This is a genomic window from Microbispora cellulosiformans (assembly GCF_008728085.1).
Classification (GTDB): Bacteria; Actinomycetota; Actinomycetes; order Streptosporangiales; family Streptosporangiaceae; genus Microbispora; species Microbispora amethystogenes.
Window position 1 is genome coordinate 525,020 of sequence record NZ_VYTZ01000007.1, and the last position, 17,058, is coordinate 542,077.

The following is a 17,058-nucleotide window of genomic DNA, read 5'->3' on the forward strand; positions in this document are numbered from 1 at the left end:
GCCGGGCTCGGGACGGGACGGGAACGCGCTCATTCTCCGCCCTCCCAGTTCGGCGCCATGTCGCGGGCGTACTTGATGTCGTCGTTGCTGGTGCCGGCGGCGACCATCGGCCAGACCATGGCGTCCTTGTGGACGACGAAGTCGATCACGACCGGCACGTCGTTGATCTCCATCGCCTTCGCGATGGTCGCGTCCACGTCCTCCGGCCGCTCGCACCGCAGGCCGACACAACCGTACGCCTCGGCGAGCTTCACGAAGTCCGGAATCCGCTTGACCTGCTGCAGGTCGGTGTTGGAGTACCGCTCGTCGTAGAACAGCGTCTGCCACTGGCGGACCATGCCGAGGTTGCCGTTGTTGATGACGGCGACCTTGATGGGCACGCCCTCGATGGCGCAGGTGGCCAGCTCCTGGTTGGTCATCTGGAAACAGCCGTCGCCGTCGATCGCCCACACGACCTTGTCCGGGCAGCCCATCTTCGCACCCATCGCCGCCGGGACCGCGAAGCCCATCGTGCCGGCGCCGCCGGAGTTGATGAACGTCCCCGGGTGCTCGTACCTGATGAACTGCGCGGTCCACATCTGGTGCTGGCCCACGCCCGCCGTGTAGATCGCCTCCGGGCCCACCAGCGCGCTCACCCGCTCGATGACGTACTGCGGGGCCAGCGAGCCGTCGGCGAACTCCTCGTAGCCCAGGGGGTAGGTCTCCTTGTAACCGTTGAGGAGCTGCCACCAGTCGGCGTAGTCGCCCTTGCGCCCGTCGGCCTGCTCGGTGCGGACCGCGTTGGTCAGGTCACCGATCACCTCGCGGCAGTCGCCCACGATCGGCACGTCGGCGTGGCGGTTCTTGGAGATCTCCGCCGGGTCGATGTCGGCGTGGATGACCTTGGCGTGCGGGGCGAAGCTGTCCAGCCGGCCGGTGACGCGGTCGTCGAACCGCGTGCCGAGCGCGATCAGCAGGTCCGCGCGCTGGAGGGCGCCGACCGCCGAGACGCTGCCGTGCATGCCGGGCATGCCCATGTGCTGGGGGTGGCTGTCGGGGAAGGTGCCGCGCGCCATGAGCGTGGTGACCACCGGGATGCCGGTCAGCTCGGCCAGCTCCAGCAGTTCGGCCGAAGCCCGCGCCTTGTGCACCCCGCCGCCGACGTACAGCACCGGGCGCTTCGCCTCGGTCATCAGCCGGGCGGCCTCGCGGATCTGCTTGGAGTGCGGCCGGGTCACCGGGCGGTAACCGGGCAGCTGCATGACCGGGGGCCAGGAGAACGTGGTCGTCGCCGTCAGGGCGTCCTTGGCGATGTCCACCAGGACCGGCCCGGGGCGGCCGGTGGCGGCGATGTGGAACGCCTCGGCGATCGTCCGCGGGATGTCCTCCGCGTTGGTGACCAGGAAGTTGTGCTTGGTGATCGGCATGGTGATGCCGGAGATGTCCGCCTCCTGGAAGGCGTCGGTCCCGATGAGCGGGGTCGCGACCTGCCCGGTGATCGCGACGATCGGCACCGAGTCCATGTAGGCGTCCGCGATGGCGGTGACCAGGTTGGTCGCCCCCGGGCCGCTGGTGGCCATGCACACCCCGACCCTGCCGGTCGCCTGCGCGTAGCCCTCGGCCGCGTGGCCGGCGCCCTGCTCGTGCCGTACGAGCACGTGCCTGACCTTGGTCGAGTCGTAGAGGGGATCGTAGGCGGGGAGAATGGCGCCGCCCGGGATCCCGAACACCGTGTCGACCCCGACGTGCTCCAGTGCCCGCACCAGGGCCTGTGCACCTGTCATCTTTTCGGTCATCGGCTCGTTCCTTGTGGCTGAGCTTGTGGTGGCTGTGCTGGTGGCTGGTCTTCTACCGGCATAAAAAATGCCCCGTTCCGCTGGGCGGAGCTGGGGCGCGCGCAGGACTGAGGGCTTCGTCAGGCTGCGCGCCTGCGAAGTACTACGAGGATCCCACCGCGATGCATGGCTACAACGATGTCCGATGACCGCCCTCACGTCAAATCATCTGGGACGCCCATCTCACCATCCAAGACAGTGTTTCCCGCTTCACCGTCGGGGCGCTCACACCCGCCGTCTTCCCTCGCTCCTCAGTCCAGACCGGCGGCGCGCCCCTCCGGCTCGCTCGGTGTTTCCCGGCTAGGCGGTGTTCTGGAGGGTGGTGCCCGGCATGAGGTCGTCGACTCCGCGGGCGGTCATCGGGCGGGCGACCAGGTAGCCCTGCCCACGCGTGCAGCCCATTTTACGGAGCAGGTCGAGCTGCTCGGGACGTTCGATGCCCTCGGCGACGACGATCAGGCCGAGATCGTTGCCGAGCTGCACGATGGTCCGCGTCAGCAGGGTCAGCGTGTCGTCGCGCCCCAACCCGGAGACGAAGGACGGATCAATCTTGATCATGTCGACCGGAAGCTGGCGCAGGAACGCGAGCGACGCGTAGCCGGTGCCGAAGTCGTCGATGGCCAGCCGTACGCCGAGGGTCCTCAGCTCCGACAGCCTGCCGATCATCTCGCCGGCGTCCTCGACCAGCATCTCCTCGATGACTTCGAGGGTGAGCGCGCTGGCCGGCAGCCCGCTGTCGCTCAGCGCCTCCGACACGGTCTCCACGAAGCGCGGCGCCATGATCTGCCGCGCGGACAGGTTGAGCGCCAGCCCGATGTCCCAGGACGACGCGCGCCAGGCCGCCACCTCCTGACACGCCTCGCGCAGGATCCACTCACTCAGCGGCACGATGATCCCGGTGTCCTCGGCCGGGCCGAGGAACTGCTCCGGCGGCACGAACGTGCCTCCACGCCACCAGCGGATCAGCGCCTCGACGGCGGTCACCCGCGACGTGGCGAGGTCGACGACCGGCTGGTACTCGATCGCGAACTGGTTCTCCATCAGCGCCCGCTGCAGGTCCGAGGCGATCTCCAGGCGGCGTACGACGTCGGCGTGCATGTGGGTGGCGAAGACCTCCACCCGGCGCCCGCCGAGCTCCTTGGCCCGCGACATCGCGACGTCGGCGTTGCGCAGCAGGTCCCCGGAGGGCAGGCCCTCCTCGGCGAAGGCGACGCCGACGCTGGCCGTCAGCGCGATGTCCCGGTCGGCCACCCGGAAGGGCTCGTTGGAGACCGCGCGGACGAGCCGCTCGGCCAGGTCGATGGCGGTCTGCGCGTCGGCGCCGCCCACAGTGCCGCCCGACATGCTGCCGCCCGACGCGCCCCCCTCCAGGAGGACCGCGAACTCGTCCCCGCCCCACCGGCCCAGCGTGTCGTCGGCCCGTACGGCCGACCGCAGGCGGCGGGCGGCCTGGCCGAGCAGGTGGTCGCCGCTCGCGTGCCCGACGGAGTCGTTGACGGCGGTGAAGCCGTCGAGGTCCAGGAAGATCACCGCGGTGCCGGCCGCGCCGCGGCGCGTGAGCACGTCGCGGGCCCGCTCCTCGAAGTAGGCCCGGTTGGGCAGCCCGGTGACCCCGTCGTGGAAGGTCAGATGGGTGACCTGGTTGCGCAGCGCGACCTGGTCGCTGAGGTCGCGGATCGTGACCAGGACGAGGTCGTCGTCGCGTACGTGCCGGGCGGCGACCGTCTCGGTCGGCCGCCAGGTCCCGTCGGAGGCCCGGAAGCGGCAGGAGACACGGGTGCCGCCCTCCTGCTCCGGCCCGTCGTCCTCGTCCGCCATGCGGCTGATCAGCGCCTGCACGGCCGGGAGGTCCTCGGGGTGGACGTAGTCGAAGACCGGCCGGAAGGCGAGGTCCTCCGGGCGGTAGCCGTACGTCGCCTCAAGGCCGGGACCCGCCTCCTGGACGACCCCCTCGGGGTCGCAGACGAGCACCACGTCGCCGGTGTTCTCGGCGAGCCGCCGCAGCTGCTGCTCCCCCACGTCGACCAGGCGGCGCATGCCGGCGGTCTCGACCAGCAGCACGAACAGGCGGCCGAGCAGGACGAGCACGACCGTGGCGGCCACGATCGCGAGGGCGGCGTCGCGGGTGCCCCCGACGGCGTGCAGGGTGGCGACCAGCGTCGCGACGGCGACCAGCACGAGCGGGGTGGCGGCGGTCACCGCCGCGGTCAGCGGCCTCGCAGGCCGGTCCTGCTCCACCCACGGCGTGACGGCGAGGACGAGCAGCAGGGCGGGCACGAGGAGTCCGGCGACGAGGGGCGGATGGTCGCCGCCGAGCCGGGCGAGCGCGGTCGCCAGCTCCGCGACGGTTATCGCGGCGAGCACCCCGACGCCGGTGAGCCCGACCACCCGGTTGCCCGACCGGGACGCGGCCACCGCGGGCGTCACCGCGCAGGTCGCGAGCAGGCAGATCACGGGGAGCGCGAGGGCGGCGAAGAACGCGCCGGTGTCCTCCGTACGGCGGAACGCCGGGCCGAGCACCGCGACCCAGGCCACGGCGAACACGGACGCCGCGCCGAGATAGGCGTCGGCGGCCTGGCGGATCACCCCCCGCGTGTACGCCGGGGGTTTCACCGACAGACCGCAGCCGATCGCGAGCAGCACCGATCCGGCGAGGATGAGCAGGTCGGCGAAGGTGAGCACGAAGGGCGTGCCGTCGGCCACCGGGCGGACGCCCACGCCGAGGAGCCAGGTGAGCGATCCGGCGGTCATCCACCGCCAGGCGGCGGGCTGGCGCCGGTGACCGGGAGTCACGCGGGAGGCGGCCATGATCAGCGACACCGCCGCGAGGAGACCGGTGACGACTCCCGCGACCGCGGTCACCACCGGGGCGGAACCCCCGGTGATCAGAGCCACGACGATCGCCACCGCGCCGAGCCCGGCGGCGGTGGTGAGGGGGACCCTGGGGTCGCGCCTGACGTTCACGTGCGTCGCCTCTGCACCTGTCGCCGCCTCACCCCTGGCGGAGGTGCCTTCCGGGGTTTCGGCGGGGTCCGGAGTCGCGTCAGCGTCGCCGGTTCCGGTGGGGTGTGCCGTCACTGCCCCTCCCGTCCTCGACTCGGCTTTACTCTCCCTGTCACATGGCCAGTGTGCGCACAGCCGCTGATCGAGAGGAGGACAACCGACGAGTCGTCACCGATCTGATAACCAAGCCGTGCACGATGAGCCTCACCCTACGCACCCCAGGTCACGGCGCAGCCACGTTCCGGAATCCTTAACGGAGCGGTCAGTAATGCCCGGTGATCATGTTAGCGAGGGGCCGGCCCGTCAGATGACGGATGATCTGCTCGCGCACCAGTTCGCGCGTACGCCGGACGGAGGCGGGTGTGCTGCCGGCCACGTGCGGCGTGATGAAGACGCCCGGCGCGGTCCACAGAGGGTGATCGGAGGGCAGCGGTTCGACCGGCGTCACGTCGAGGGCCGCCCGCAGCCTGCCCGCCCGCAGTTCGGCCAGCAGCGCGTCGCCGTCCACCACCGATCCGCGCGCCGCGTTCACCAGCAGCGCGCCGTCCTTCATCCGGGCGAGGAACTCCGCGTCCACCAGGCCGGCCGTGCTCGTGGTGGCGGGCACGAGCAGCACGACCACGTCGGCGTGCGGGAGCAGCGCGGGAAGCTCGTCCTGGCCGTGGACGTTCTCCCGGGCCGTCCGCGCCACCCGGACGATCTCCACCTCGAACCCGGCGAGGCGCCGTTCCAGCGCCTCGCCGATCGAGCCGTACCCGACGATCAGCACGGTGGAGTCGGCGAGGACCCCGGTGTGGTGGTAGGTCCACTCCCCGCGCGCCTGCGCGGTCACGAAGCCGGGGAAGTCCCGCCGCATCGCGATCATCGCGCCCACCGCCCACTCCGCCGTACCCGCGTCGTGGACCCCGCGCGCGTTGCACAGCACCGCCTTCGGCGGGAGGTGCGGCAGGTACGGCTCGACTCCCGCCGTCACGGTCTGCAGCAGGCGGAGGTTGCCCATGCGGGCCAGCAGGCCGGGGATGCCCGGCACCGGGACCAGCGGCGGCACCCAGATCTCCACCTCCTCGGGCGGTCCGGGCAGTGGGCCCGTCCCGTCGTAGACCTTCCGGTCGGGGACGGGCAGCCCGTCCGGCAGGGTGGACAGATCGTCGGCGATGTCCTGTGTGGCGACCCAGATGTTCACAGGCAACAACCTAGGGAACCATCGCGACGGCCCGCGAGTAAGGGTGGACGAGGAGGTCACGGTGATGACGGACAGGCACGGCGCGGGCACTGCCCTGTCGATGGGGAGACTGTCGGCCGCGCTGCTGGCGGTCGCCCTGCCGGTGGTCGCGGGGTGCGGGCAGGGCGGAGAGGCGGGCAGGACTCCCCCGCCGCTGCCCGCCGCGAGCACCCCCGGCGGCTCGGGCGGCTCCGGCGCGGGCACGGGCGCGGCAACGGGCACGGAGACCGGTCCGGACGGCGCCGCGACCGCCGACGCTACGGGCCGGCCGCGCACGCTGGTCCGCGGGCTCTCGGTCCCCTGGGCGATCGCGTTCCTGCCCGGCGGCGACGCGCTGGTGACCGAACGTGAGTCGGCGCGGCTGCTGCGGATCACGCCGACGGGCCGGGTCCGGGAGGCGGGCGTGATCGAGGGGGTGTCGGCGAGCGGCGAGGGCGGCCTTCTGGGCGTGGCCGTCTCGCCCCGCTACGCGACCGACCACCACGTCTTCGTCTACCTGACCTCCGGCGACGACAACCGGATCGTCCGCTACCGCTACGACGGGCGGCTCTCCGAGCGCCGGGTGATCGTCACCGGCATCCCGAAGGGTGCCATCCACAACGGGGGCCGCCTCGCCTTCGGGCCCGACGGCTACCTCTACGCCTCCACCGGGGAGACCGGCGAGCGCGGCATGGCCCAGGACCGGAACGCGCTGGGCGGCAAGATCCTGCGCATGACCCCCGACGGCCGGCCCGCCCCGGGCAACCCCTTCGGGACGCTGGTCTGGTCGTACGGCCACCGCAACGTGCAGGGGCTCGCCTGGGACGAGCGCGGCCACATGTACGCCACCGAGTTCGGCCAGAACACCTACGACGAGATCAATCTCGTCGAGAAGGGCCGCAACTATGGCTGGCCGGAGGTCGAGGGCGTGGGCGGCCGTCCCGAATACGCCGATCCCCTGCTGACCTGGTCGACCGACCAGGCGTCGCCGTCCGGTCTCGCGTACGCGCGGGGCGCGCTGTGGGCCGCCGCCCTGCGCGGTGAGCGGCTGTGGCGGGTGCCGGTGGACGGGTCAGGACGCGCGGGGCGACCTACCGCGCTTTACGACGGCGAGTACGGCCGGCTGCGCGCGGTGGCCGCCGCGCCCGACGGAACCCTGTGGGTGAGCACCAGCAACCGCGACGGACGGGGTTCCCCCCGGGACGGCGACGATCGCATTCTGGTGGTCGCCGCCGCCGCGCCCCCGTCCTGATCTCTTTCGCTGCCCTTGTCCCTGAGCCTGGCCCTGCCCTTGTCCTTGCCCTTGTTTCCGTCCTGAGCCCTGCCCCTGGCCCTGGCCTTTTCCGCGGTCGCCGCCGCGCGCCTTGGCCGCACGGCAGACGACCTTGGCCTGGGCCCGGTAGGAGGTCCGGAAGGTCTGCCGGGAGACGACCTCTCCGCCCTGCCGCAGCACGCGGGTCACGGTGGCGGTGAACCCGGGCTGCCCCGGCGTCTCGACGCAGCCGGGGCCGTGCCCGGTCATCGGCGGCAGCGTGACCTGGGCGCCGGAGACCGGCCCCTGCAGGTCCACGTCGTACCGCCGGGTGCTCCACAACGCGATGTCCAGCGACGTGCCGGTGGCCGACGCCTGGACGAACACGCCGTACGGCGAGTCGTTCCTCCACCGCAGGTCCGGATCGGGGAAGGACACCGCGGCCTCGGTGCCGACCGGCAACTGCGGGGCGTGGACCTCGGGCGGGGTGTGCTCGGCGACCCGCAACCCGGCCCGGATCACCGCGTTCAGCAGAGTGGTTGCGACCTGGGACATCCCCGGCGCGTCCGTGCCGGACCTCCCGTCGATCAGCGTGGGGACGATGCCGTCGAACCCCGCCTCCGCGTCACGCCGCCCGAGCGCCTCGTTGAAGGAGAAGGTCTCCCCCGGACGGACCAGGCGGCCGTCCAGGAGCGCGGCCGCGGCCCGGATGTTCCCGGCGCGCTCCGGGCAGCAGGCGTAGGAGGTCGTGAAACGGCCGACCTCCTCCTTGATCCCCATGCGGCGCACGTCGTCGTCGCCGCTCCGCGGCGGCCCGTCCACGACCCGCACGGCCACCGTACGATCGCCGGCGCCGAGGGCGGTCACCACGTCGGCCGCGAGGCGGTCGGTGTCCACGCGCTCCCCCGGCCTCGCGCCGACCAGCGCCGGCCGTCCGCTCCTGATCGTGAAGGAGGCGTCGCGGGACGCCCGCCCGGGGTCGAGCAGCCTCGGCGCGACGGGGGCGGCCGCCGCGACGGCGTCGAAGCGGGGACGCAGGACCGCGCCGTCCGGCGTGAACGTCAGGTGCCGTGCCACCACGGCCGGCGGCAGGGAGACGGAGCGGGTCCCGTTGGTCAGCGTGAGCGGCGCGGCCACCGCCCGGCTCGCCCAGCGCAGGGCCCGGTGCACCTCGGCGCGGGTGATGTGCGGCAGGTCCCGCAGCGTGGGCGCCACCACGACGATCTCGGGGTCGAGGTATCCCCTCACAATCTGGTCGGCGGTGACCTTCCGGTCGAGGACGCGGCCCACCCGGGGATAGACCGGGACCGGGGTGACTCCGTCGAACGAGACGCCGCCCTCTCGCGCCGGGCTGTCCAGCCGGTCGGCGATGTCCCCGACCAGGGCGTCGAGCCGGCGCCGGTCGACCGACACCACGGGCTCCACCTCACGGCTGCCGGTGAGCGCGGCCCACACCGCCCACGGGCTCGGGAAGCCGGTCACCGCCCGGCGGACCGTCCCCTCGACGTCGAGCGACAGACCGGCGTCCCCCGGGTTCAGGGTCAGCCGCCGCGTGCCCTGCCGTACGATCACCGGTGTCCTGGTCTGGGCGTACAACCGTTCGTTCAGGGTGGCGGCGGCCTCGGTCCGGCTCTGGCCGCCGATGTCCACACCGAGCACGCTGGTGCCGGGCAGGACCTTCCCGGTCATGGTGAAGGCCGGCACGAGATAGAGCACGACGAGCAGCGCCACCAGGCCGATCAGCGTGCGGCCGAGGATGCCGCCCTTCTTCGGCGGGTCGAGCAGGTCGAGGTCCGGTGCCGCGACGACGACCGGTTCCTCCCGGACGGCGCGGTCCGGCACCGGCCACGGCTCGATCGGCGGCGCGGGCGGAACGGCGCCCGCGCCGGACGGCCGGGCCGCGGGCGCCGCCGGGGCGGGCGGTTCGGCGAAGATGTCGGCCGACACCCCCTTGGGCAGCGCCGACACCCCTCGAGGCAGGGACGTGACCCGGCGCACCGGGTGTACGCGCGGCGGGGGAGACGCCGCTCCGGACGGATCCGCGGGATCCGTGGGCGGGTCGCCGGACGCTCCGGCGTTACGCACGCCTCGCTCTCCTCAGGCTCAAGGTCAACTCCGATCAGTTAACCCTAAAACACCCTCCGCTGGATATCTCCGGAAGCAACAGCTCTGCCACGCTTTCCGTGGAGCGCGCACGCCTTTGTCACCCAACCGGTCGTCGCCGTCGGCCGAGGACAGATCACCCGCACCGCCGCACACGTGGCCTCGGCACGGCGGAGCGGGCCCGAGCAAAACAGGGCACAGTGGAGCCGGCCTCGGCGGCACACGCCCCTCACGCGGGGACGCACCCGGGCCCACTCCCTACCGGCCGCCCGCCGCTTCCGCAGCGGGCGGCGCGGGACGGTTCGTCACCCCTGGACGCCGAGCCGCTCCAGGATGAGCTCACGGGCGCGGCCCGCGTCCGCCTTGCCCCGGCTGGCCTTCATCACGCCGCCGACCAGCGCCCCGACGGCCGCGATCTTCCCGCCGCGCACCTTCTCCGCGGCGTCGGCGTTGTCCGCGAGCACCTGGTCGATGATCGACATGAGCTCGCCCTCGTCGCTGACGACCTGGAGCCCGCGCTTGTCCACGACCTCGTCCGGGCCGCCCTCGCCGGCCAGCACGCCCTCCAGCACCTGGCGGGCCAGCTTGTCGTTCAGCGCGCCGGAGGCGACCAGTTCCGTCACCCGGGCGACCTGGGCCGGGGTGATCGGCAGATCGGCGAGGGCCGTGGCCGACTCGTTGGCCCGCCGGGCCAGCTCGCCCATCCACCACTTGCGCGCGTCGGCGGCCGGGGCGCCGGCGGCCACGGTCGCCTCGACCAGGTCGATCGCGTCCGCGTTGTGCATGGCGGCCATGTCCAGGTCGGACACGCCCCACTCGTCCTGCAGCCGCCTGCGCCGGGCCGAGGGCAGCTCGGGCAGTGCGGCCTTGAGCGACTCGACCCAGGCCGGGTCGGGGGCGATGGGCAGCAGGTCGGGCTCGGGGAAGTAGCGATAGTCCTGCGCCTCCTCCTTCGACCGCCCGGAGGTCGTCTGCCCGGTGTCCTCGTGGAAGTGACGGGTCTCCTGCACGATCCGCCCGCCCCCGGTGAGGACGGCCGCCTGGCGCTCGATCTCCCCGCGCACCGCGCGCTCGACACTGCGCAGCGAGTTGACGTTCTTGGTCTCCGTACGGGTGCCCCACTCGGACGAGCCGCGCGGCATCAGCGAGACGTTGACGTCGCAGCGCAGCGAGCCCTGCTCCATCCGCACGTCCGACACGCCGAGCGAGCGCATCACCTCGCGCAGCTCGGTCACGTACGCACGGGCGACCTCGGGCGCGAGCCGGTCGGTGCCCTCGATGGGCTTGGTCACGATCTCCACGAGCGGGATGCCCGCCCGGTTGTAGTCGACGATCGAGTAGTCGGCGCCGTGGATGCGTCCGGTCGCACCGCCGACGTGGGTGGACTTGCCGGTGTCCTCCTCCAGGTGCACCCGCTCGATCTCCACGCGGACGGTCCGGCCGTCCACTTCTACGTCAAGGTAGCCGTTCACGCACAGCGGCTCGTCGTACTGGCTGATCTGGTAGTTCTTCGGCATGTCCGGATAGAAGTAGTTCTTCCGGGCGAACCTGCACCACGTCGCGATGGTGCAGTTCAGCGCGAGGCCGATCCTGATCGTCGACTCGATCGCCTGCTCGTTGGCCGTCGGCAGCGAGCCGGGCAGCGCCAGGCACACCGGGCAGACCTGCGTGTTCGGCGGTGCCCCGAAGGCCGTCGGACAGCCGCAGAACATCTTCGACGCGGTGCCCAGCTCGACGTGCGTCTCCAGCCCCAGCACCGGCTCGAAGCGCTCCAGCGCCTCGTCGTACGGCATGAGCGTCTCAGTGCTGCTCACAGGTAACCAAGTCCCTTCAATGCGTTTCTCGCGTCGACGACCCATTCCGCGTACGCGGGCACCTGGGCGAGGACGTTGAGGTCGATGTTACGAGCGATGTACTCGAAGTAGTCGCGTACGGGCTTCCCACGACGAGGAGCCACCTCGGCGAGCACCTTCTTGGGATCGGCGATCTTCTCGACATCCCGTGGGCGGGCAGGCAGGCGCCCGTGGTCGCTCCCGCTCAAGCGGCGCCACAGGGCGACGTCCGCCAGGAGCCACGCCTCCGTTTCCTGAACGGGCACCAGCGCTATCACCGGCGTGGACAGGCCCGAGTCGCGCGCGACCCGCTCCGCCTTGTCCCGCTCCTTGTGGTCGTTGTGCACGAAGAGGAGATGGCAGTCGCCCGCCAGCTCGCGGAGTGCGCCGGTCGTCCGGTCGTGGTCGTAGATCGATCGACGGGAGCCGATCTCCGTGCTCTCCACGTCGACCGCGCAGCGAGAGGACTGGACGGTGATCTCACGAAGCTGCCGCGAGATCACCACGCCGAGGAAGACCTCGTCGGTCTCCCCCTCGGCGATGAGTCCGGGCACGAGCGGCCTGCTCATGGCACCTCGCCCACCGCGCTCAGATACTTGCGCACCTGACGCGGAGAGACGAACGTGCCGGGTTCTCCCTCCGACCGCACCGGCTTGGCGACCGTGACCCTGGAGACCCTGTCGTGGTCGGGATCGACACGTACGGCGGTGTCGAGGAAGACCAGCGCGTCCGGCCTGAGGCGGTACAGCTCCGAGACCACCACCGGCGAGTGCGTGGTGAGTATCACCTGCCGCAGCGGCCGGTGGACACACTCCGGGTCGCTGAGATCCGTGACCCGCTCCTGGATCCTGCGGAGCAGTTCCGCGAGGCGACTCGGATGCAGGCCGTTCTCGATCTCCTCGATGAGCAGCACCCCGGCGTGGTCCGGGTCGTGGAGCGCCGCCAGCAGCGCGATGACCCTGAGTGTGCCGTCGGACAGCAGCGTGCTCGGCACCGCTCCCTGCCCGTCCACGAGCACGTCGAACGTCCACTCCTGGTAGCGGTCGTCCAGGACAGGCTGTATGCCGGCGATGTCCGGGATGAGTGCCGCGAGGTCCACCAGAAGTTCCTCGATCGCACCGTGGGCCAAGAGCCTGCCGAGAACAGTGGCGAGGTTGCCTCCACCGGGCTCCAGCGGCCCGTCAGACACCGCCGAAGACCGGGAACGCAGGTTCTTCGGATCGGGCTGATGCAGGCGCCAGTTGCTCAGTTCCCCGTACAGCAAGCGCCCAAGGCGAAGATCACCGGCCTGCTCCCCCACGAGCTCCTGCAGCGCCTGCCCCAGGACCTCCCGCGCCTTCCCCTGTTGGTCGATCACCCAACGGGGCAATCCGGCGACGGCGGAATCGGGTTTGAAGCGAAAGCTGGTCTCTCGCGGCACCCCGTCTTCGCTCAGCTCGGCTCCGCTCCCGAATACCTGCGGGAGGAGAGTGTCTCCCAACTGCCGAATGGCGTGAGCAGTGATTTCGAAACGGGAGGTGGCCCGTCCCTTGCCGACCCGGTGGAACAGCTCATGCGGCCGGCCCCGGCGGGACGTCAATGGCTCCTCGTCACCCCAGCCGGCACTGCGCACGTATCCCAGCGCGTCGAGGAGGTTGGACTTGCCGCTGGAGTTGGGGCCGACGAGGGCGAGGAACGGCGGGATGTCGAGCTGGAAGTCCAGGAAGGACTTGAAGCCGTCGATCTCGATGCGGGTGATCATGCCGCCGTTCCCCTCCCCTCGGCGACTACAGCGCGGGTGCGCGGGACAGCAGCGGGCCGCCCCACCGGCTCTCGAACGCCTTCTCCACGGCCGCGCCGACCCGGTAGCAGCGGTCGTCGGCGAGGACCGGGGCCATGACCTGGAGCCCGACCGGAAGGCCGTCCTCGTCCGCCAGGCCGCACGGCACCGAGATCGCGGCGTTGCCGGCCAGGTTGGTCGGGATCGTGCACAGGTCGGCGAGGTACATCGCCATCGGGTCGTCGGCCCGCTCCCCGATCGGGAACGCGGTGGTCGGCGTGGTCGGCGAGACCAGCGCGTCCACCTGCTGGAAGGCCGCCTCGAAGTCGCGCATGATCAGCGTGCGGACCTTCTGCGCCTGCCCGTAGTAGGCGTCGTAGTAGCCCGACGACAGGGCGTACGTGCCGAGCATGATGCGCCGCTTGACCTCGGGCCCGAAACCGGCCGCGCGGGTGAGCGCCATGACCTCCTCGGCGCTGCGGGTGCCGTCGTCGCCGACGCGCAGGCCGTACCGCATGGCGTCGAAGCGGGCCAGGTTGGACGAGCACTCCGACGGCGCGATCAGGTAGTAGGCCGGCAGCGCGTAGGAGAACGTCGGGCAGGAGACCTCGACGACCTTGGCTCCGAGCGACTCCAGCAGGTCGACGGCCTCGTGGAAGCGGGCGAGCACGCCGGGCTGGTAGCCCTCCCCGCCGAACTCCTTGACCACGCCGATCCGCATCCCCGCCACGTCGGCCTGCCGCGCGGCCTCCACCACCGGCGGCACCGGCGCGTCGATGGAGGTCGAGTCGAGCGGGTCGTGGCCGGAGAACGCCTCGTGCAGCAGCGCCGCGTCGAGCACGGTGCGGGCGAACGGCCCCGGCGTGTCGAGCGAGGACGCGAACGCGATCAGGCCGTATCGGGACGAGCCGCCGTACGTCGGCTTCATGCCGACGATTCCGGTCACCGCGGCGGGCTGGCGAATCGAGCCGCCGGTGTCGGTGCCGGTGGACAGCGGCGCCTCGTAGGCGGACACCGCGGCCGACGAACCGCCCGACGAGCCGCCCGGGATCCGGGACAGGTCCCACGGGTTGTGCGTCGGGCCGTACGCCGAGTTCTCGGTGGACGACCCCATGGCGAACTCGTCGAGGTTCGTCTTGCCCAGGATCACCAGCCCGGCCGCGCGCAGCCGGCCGGTCACGGTCGCGTCGTACGGCGGGCGCCAGCCTTCGAGGATCTTCGAACCGGCCGTCGTCGGCATGTCGGCGGTGGTGAAGACGTCCTTGTGCGCGATGGGCACCCCAGCGAGCGGGCCGGGGTTCTCGCCCCCGGCCAGGCGCTCGTCCACCTGGCGCGCCTGGGCCAGCGTCGACTCGGCGTCCACGTGCAGGAAGGCGTTGACGCGGCCGTCGACCTCGGCGATGCGGTCGAGGTGGGCCTGGGCGACCTCGACGGCGCTGACCTCGCGGGCGGCGATGAGCGCGCCCAGTTCGGCGGCGGTCTTCTGGATCAAGCTCATTCTTCCTCCCCGAGGATCCGCGGCACGCGGAACCGGTCGTCCTCCACCGCGGGCGCACCGGAGAGGGCTCCCTCGGGTGTCAGACTCGGCCGTACGGCGTCGGGACGGAAGACGTTGGTCAGCGGCAGCGCGTGCGAGGACGGCGGGATGTCGCCGGCCGCCACCTCCGAGACGCGGGCGACGGCGCCGACGATCTGGTCGAGCTGGGCGGCGAAGTGGTCGAGCTCGTCGTCGGCCAGTGCCAGCCGGGACAGCCGGGCGAGGTGAGCGACCTCATCGCGGGTTATGGCGGACATGAGTCGTCGAACCCGTTTCATGATGGAGATTGGACCTACCCATCCTAGGGCTCGCCGCCGAGCGCGGCCGACCTGGCGACGCCGCGTCACACGGTCTTAATCCGAGCTTTCCCGCCCCGGGCGGCTGCCCGCGGCCCGGGACGGCGACTCAGTGCGAGGCGAGCCGGGCGTCACCCGGGTGACCGCCCAGGGCGGCGCCGAGCCGGGCGCGCAGCCAGGTGGTGGCCTCGGTGGCGGACATGGGCTTGGCCAGCCACCATCCCTGCCCCGCGTGACAGCCCATCTCCCGCAGCGACTCCGCGATCTCGGGCGATTCGATGCCCTCGGCGACCGACCTCAGCCCGAGAGACCGGACGAGGTCGATGATCGAGCGGACGATGCGCTCGTCGTCCCCCGGCTCGCCGAGCCGCCGTACGAACGACGCGTCGATCTTCACCTCGGAGACCGGGAGCCGCTGGAGCCGGACCAGGGAGGAGTAGCCGGTGCCGAAGTCGTCCAGCGCCAGCTGGACGCCGAGCCCGGCCAGCGTGCGGATGGCCTCGGCGCTGTAGGCCTGGTCGGTCATGAGGATGCGCTCGGTGACCTCCAGCCGGATGGCCTCGGGTGGCAGGTCCAGTTTCTCCAGCCCTGCCTCCAGCTGCTCGGGCAGGCCCGAGTCGAGCAGGTCGCGGGCCGACACGTTCACCGAGACCGGCACGTCGAGGCCCGCGTGCCACCAGCGCGCCGCCTGCCCCAGCGCCTTCCCGATCACATGCTGGGTGAGCTCGCGCATGAGGTACGACTGCTCGGCCAGCGGGATGAACTCGGCGGGCGAGATCGGCCCGCGCACCGGGTGCCACCAGCGCAGCAGCGCCTCGACGCCCTCGACCGTGCCGTCCTCCAGGCTCACCTTGGGCTGATAGTGGAGCTCCAGCTCGTCGGCGTCGATCGCCCGCCGCAGGTCGCCGAGCAGGCTCAGCCGCTCGGGCGAGTTGCGGTCCTTGCCCGGCAGGTAGAACTCGATGCCGGTGCGGCCCTCCTTGGCGAGGTACATCGCGACGTCGGAGCGCTGCATCAGCAGCTCGAAGTCGGGGGCGTGATCGGGATAGAGCGCGATGCCGACCGACGCGTCGAGGTCGAACGTCATGCCTTCGAGGCGTACCGGCTCGGTCAGCGCGACCCGCAGCCGCGAGGCGACCTCCCTGGCCGCCTGCGCGTCCCTGATGGACGGAAGCAGCACCGCGAACTCGTCCCCGCCGAGCCGGGCGACCACGTCACCCGGCCGCACGCTGTGGGTGAGCCGGTGGGCGACGATCTGCAGCAGCCGGTCGCCGACCGGGTGGCCGAGCGTGTCGTTGACCTCCTTGAAGCGGTCGAGGTCGAGCAGCAGCAGCCCCACCCGCTCGTGCGCGCGCGCCTCGGCCAGCGCCTCCTCCGTGCGTACGATCAGGATCTTGCGGTTCGGCAGGCCGGTGAGCCCGTCGTGCGTCGCCTGGTGGTCGCGGCGCAGCGAGAGCGTCGCGGTCCAGTGGACGGCGGCCAGCGGCGCGACGAACAGCGGGACCAGCGCTGGGGAATGCGCCATCACCACCACGACCAGCGGCGCGAGGCCGAGCAGCGTCCCGTAGACGAGCGCCTGCGGGCCGAGCGAGGCCTTCATCACCCGGAGCAGGGGGCGGCGCTCATGTAGCGCCACCGCCTGGCAGACCAGGACGGCGCGGACCACGAAGTACGCCGCGGCGGCCAGGGCGATGGCAGGGATGTCGAGGCCGTCGGGCGTCCACGGCGAGTGCGGCTGCGGGTGCGCGCCGAACGCGGCCAGGGCGCCGGCCGCGGCCGTGCAGGCCAGGGTCACCTGGGCGAGGTTGAACAGCACCCGGTGCCAGGCCCTGCGGTGCACCAGCCCGCTGACCACCACGGCGACCGCCTGCATCAGCGCCGCCGTCGGCAGTCCCTGGTACATGAGCACCGCGAAGGTGAACATCGTGGAGGTCGGCGTGCCTCCGACCAGCGTCGAGGAGCTGAACGTGACGGGACGCAGCTCGCCCAGCACCACCAGGACGGTCAGCATCCAGAACAACGGGGTGCGCGCCGCCTCGGCCAGCGTGCCGGGGCCGGCGCCCAGCCCGAACTCGGCGACGGCGAGCGCGGTGACACCGGCGGCGCTGACCACGGTGAGGTACGCCCATAAAGGCGATCCGGGGCGTGGCCCGGTGTCCCGGGTGTCGACGGGCGCACCCAGTTCGCCCAGGTCGGCGGCGGGGAGGAGAACGCGTGGCACCCCGGTGAGCGGCATGAGACCGCGTGAAAGCGTCATAGGT

10 protein-coding genes and 1 pseudogene are annotated in these 17,058 nt (G+C 72.0%); 1 reads left to right on the forward strand and 10 read right to left on the reverse strand.

Translation table 11 applies throughout. The annotated features are described in order from the left end of the window. Positions 1-29 precede the first annotated feature (29 nt). From F5972_RS22200 to F5972_RS22210, 3 genes are all read right to left on the reverse strand, one after another. Positions 30-1,973: an acetolactate synthase large subunit gene (locus tag F5972_RS22200; RefSeq protein WP_263641851.1), complete on the reverse strand. Its 1,944-nt coding sequence runs from the start codon at positions 1,971-1,973 to the stop codon at positions 30-32. Between the two features lie 141 nt (positions 1,974-2,114). After that, entirely contained in the window at positions 2,115-4,778 is a 2,664-nt protein-coding gene (locus tag F5972_RS22205) for a putative bifunctional diguanylate cyclase/phosphodiesterase (protein WP_225311729.1), read from the reverse strand. Between the two features lie 301 nt (positions 4,779-5,079). Next, complete coding sequence (locus F5972_RS22210; RefSeq protein ID WP_150935479.1) at positions 5,080-6,000, reverse strand: 2-hydroxyacid dehydrogenase; 921 nt, start codon at positions 5,998-6,000, stop codon at positions 5,080-5,082. Positions 6,001-6,064: 64 nt separating this feature from the next. Here F5972_RS22210 and F5972_RS38280 point away from each other — a divergent pair, with 64 nt between their 5' ends. Further along, positions 6,065-7,270 (forward strand): PQQ-dependent sugar dehydrogenase, encoded by a 1,206-nt coding sequence (locus tag F5972_RS38280; RefSeq protein WP_225311730.1) that lies wholly within the window; start codon positions 6,065-6,067, stop codon positions 7,268-7,270. Positions 7,271-7,618: 348 nt separating this feature from the next. On the opposite strand, the pseudogene F5972_RS38285 reads toward F5972_RS38280, so the two are convergent. From F5972_RS38285 to F5972_RS22250, 7 genes and pseudogenes are all read right to left on the reverse strand, one after another. After that, positions 7,619-8,959: pseudogene (locus F5972_RS38285) on the reverse strand (VanW family protein); the annotation flags it as partial. A 719-nt stretch (positions 8,960-9,678) separates the two neighbouring features. Beyond that, positions 9,679-11,187 carry an Asp-tRNA(Asn)/Glu-tRNA(Gln) amidotransferase subunit GatB gene (gatB, locus tag F5972_RS22225; protein ID WP_263641852.1) on the reverse strand — a complete coding sequence of 503 codons (1,509 nt, stop codon included), beginning with the start codon at positions 11,185-11,187 and terminating at the stop codon, positions 9,679-9,681. Next, complete coding sequence (locus F5972_RS22230; protein WP_150935481.1) at positions 11,184-11,774, reverse strand: DUF4276 family protein; 591 nt, start codon at positions 11,772-11,774, stop codon at positions 11,184-11,186. The genes gatB and F5972_RS22230 overlap by 4 nt, the downstream gene beginning before the upstream one ends. Further along, positions 11,771-12,946, reverse strand: a complete 1,176-nt coding sequence (locus F5972_RS22235) for an AAA family ATPase (RefSeq protein WP_150935482.1) — start codon at positions 12,944-12,946, stop codon at positions 11,771-11,773. The genes F5972_RS22230 and F5972_RS22235 overlap by 4 nt, the downstream gene beginning before the upstream one ends. Before the next feature lie 25 nt (positions 12,947-12,971). Next, positions 12,972-14,462: an Asp-tRNA(Asn)/Glu-tRNA(Gln) amidotransferase subunit GatA gene (gene gatA / locus F5972_RS22240; RefSeq protein WP_150935483.1), complete on the reverse strand. Its 1,491-nt coding sequence runs from the start codon at positions 14,460-14,462 to the stop codon at positions 12,972-12,974. After that, entirely contained in the window at positions 14,459-14,758 is a 300-nt protein-coding gene (gene gatC, locus F5972_RS22245) for an Asp-tRNA(Asn)/Glu-tRNA(Gln) amidotransferase subunit GatC (RefSeq protein WP_150935484.1), read from the reverse strand. The genes gatA and gatC overlap by 4 nt, the downstream gene beginning before the upstream one ends. Positions 14,759-14,906: 148 nt before the next feature. Further along, on the reverse strand, positions 14,907-17,054 hold the full coding sequence (locus tag F5972_RS22250) for a putative bifunctional diguanylate cyclase/phosphodiesterase (RefSeq protein WP_150935485.1): 2,148 nt from the start codon (positions 17,052-17,054) through the stop codon (positions 14,907-14,909). Positions 17,055-17,058: the final 4 nt, after the last annotated feature.

What these genes read in the sequence shown, in the direction of transcription:
- F5972_RS38280 (WP_225311730.1), top strand. Translation starts at nt 6,065, where the DNA reads ATGACGGACAGGCACGGCGCGGGCACTGCCCTGTCGATGGGGAGACTG.
- F5972_RS22230 (WP_150935481.1), bottom strand. Translation starts at nt 11,774, where the DNA reads ATGAGCAGGCCGCTCGTGCCCGGACTCATCGCCGAGGGGGAGACCGAC.
- F5972_RS22235 (WP_150935482.1), bottom strand. Translation starts at nt 12,946, where the DNA reads ATGATCACCCGCATCGAGATCGACGGCTTCAAGTCCTTCCTGGACTTC.
- gatA (WP_150935483.1), bottom strand. Translation starts at nt 14,462, where the DNA reads ATGAGCTTGATCCAGAAGACCGCCGCCGAACTGGGCGCGCTCATCGCC.
- gatC (WP_150935484.1), bottom strand. Translation starts at nt 14,758, where the DNA reads ATGTCCGCCATAACCCGCGATGAGGTCGCTCACCTCGCCCGGCTGTCC.
- F5972_RS22250 (WP_150935485.1), bottom strand. Translation starts at nt 17,054, where the DNA reads ATGACGCTTTCACGCGGTCTCATGCCGCTCACCGGGGTGCCACGCGTT.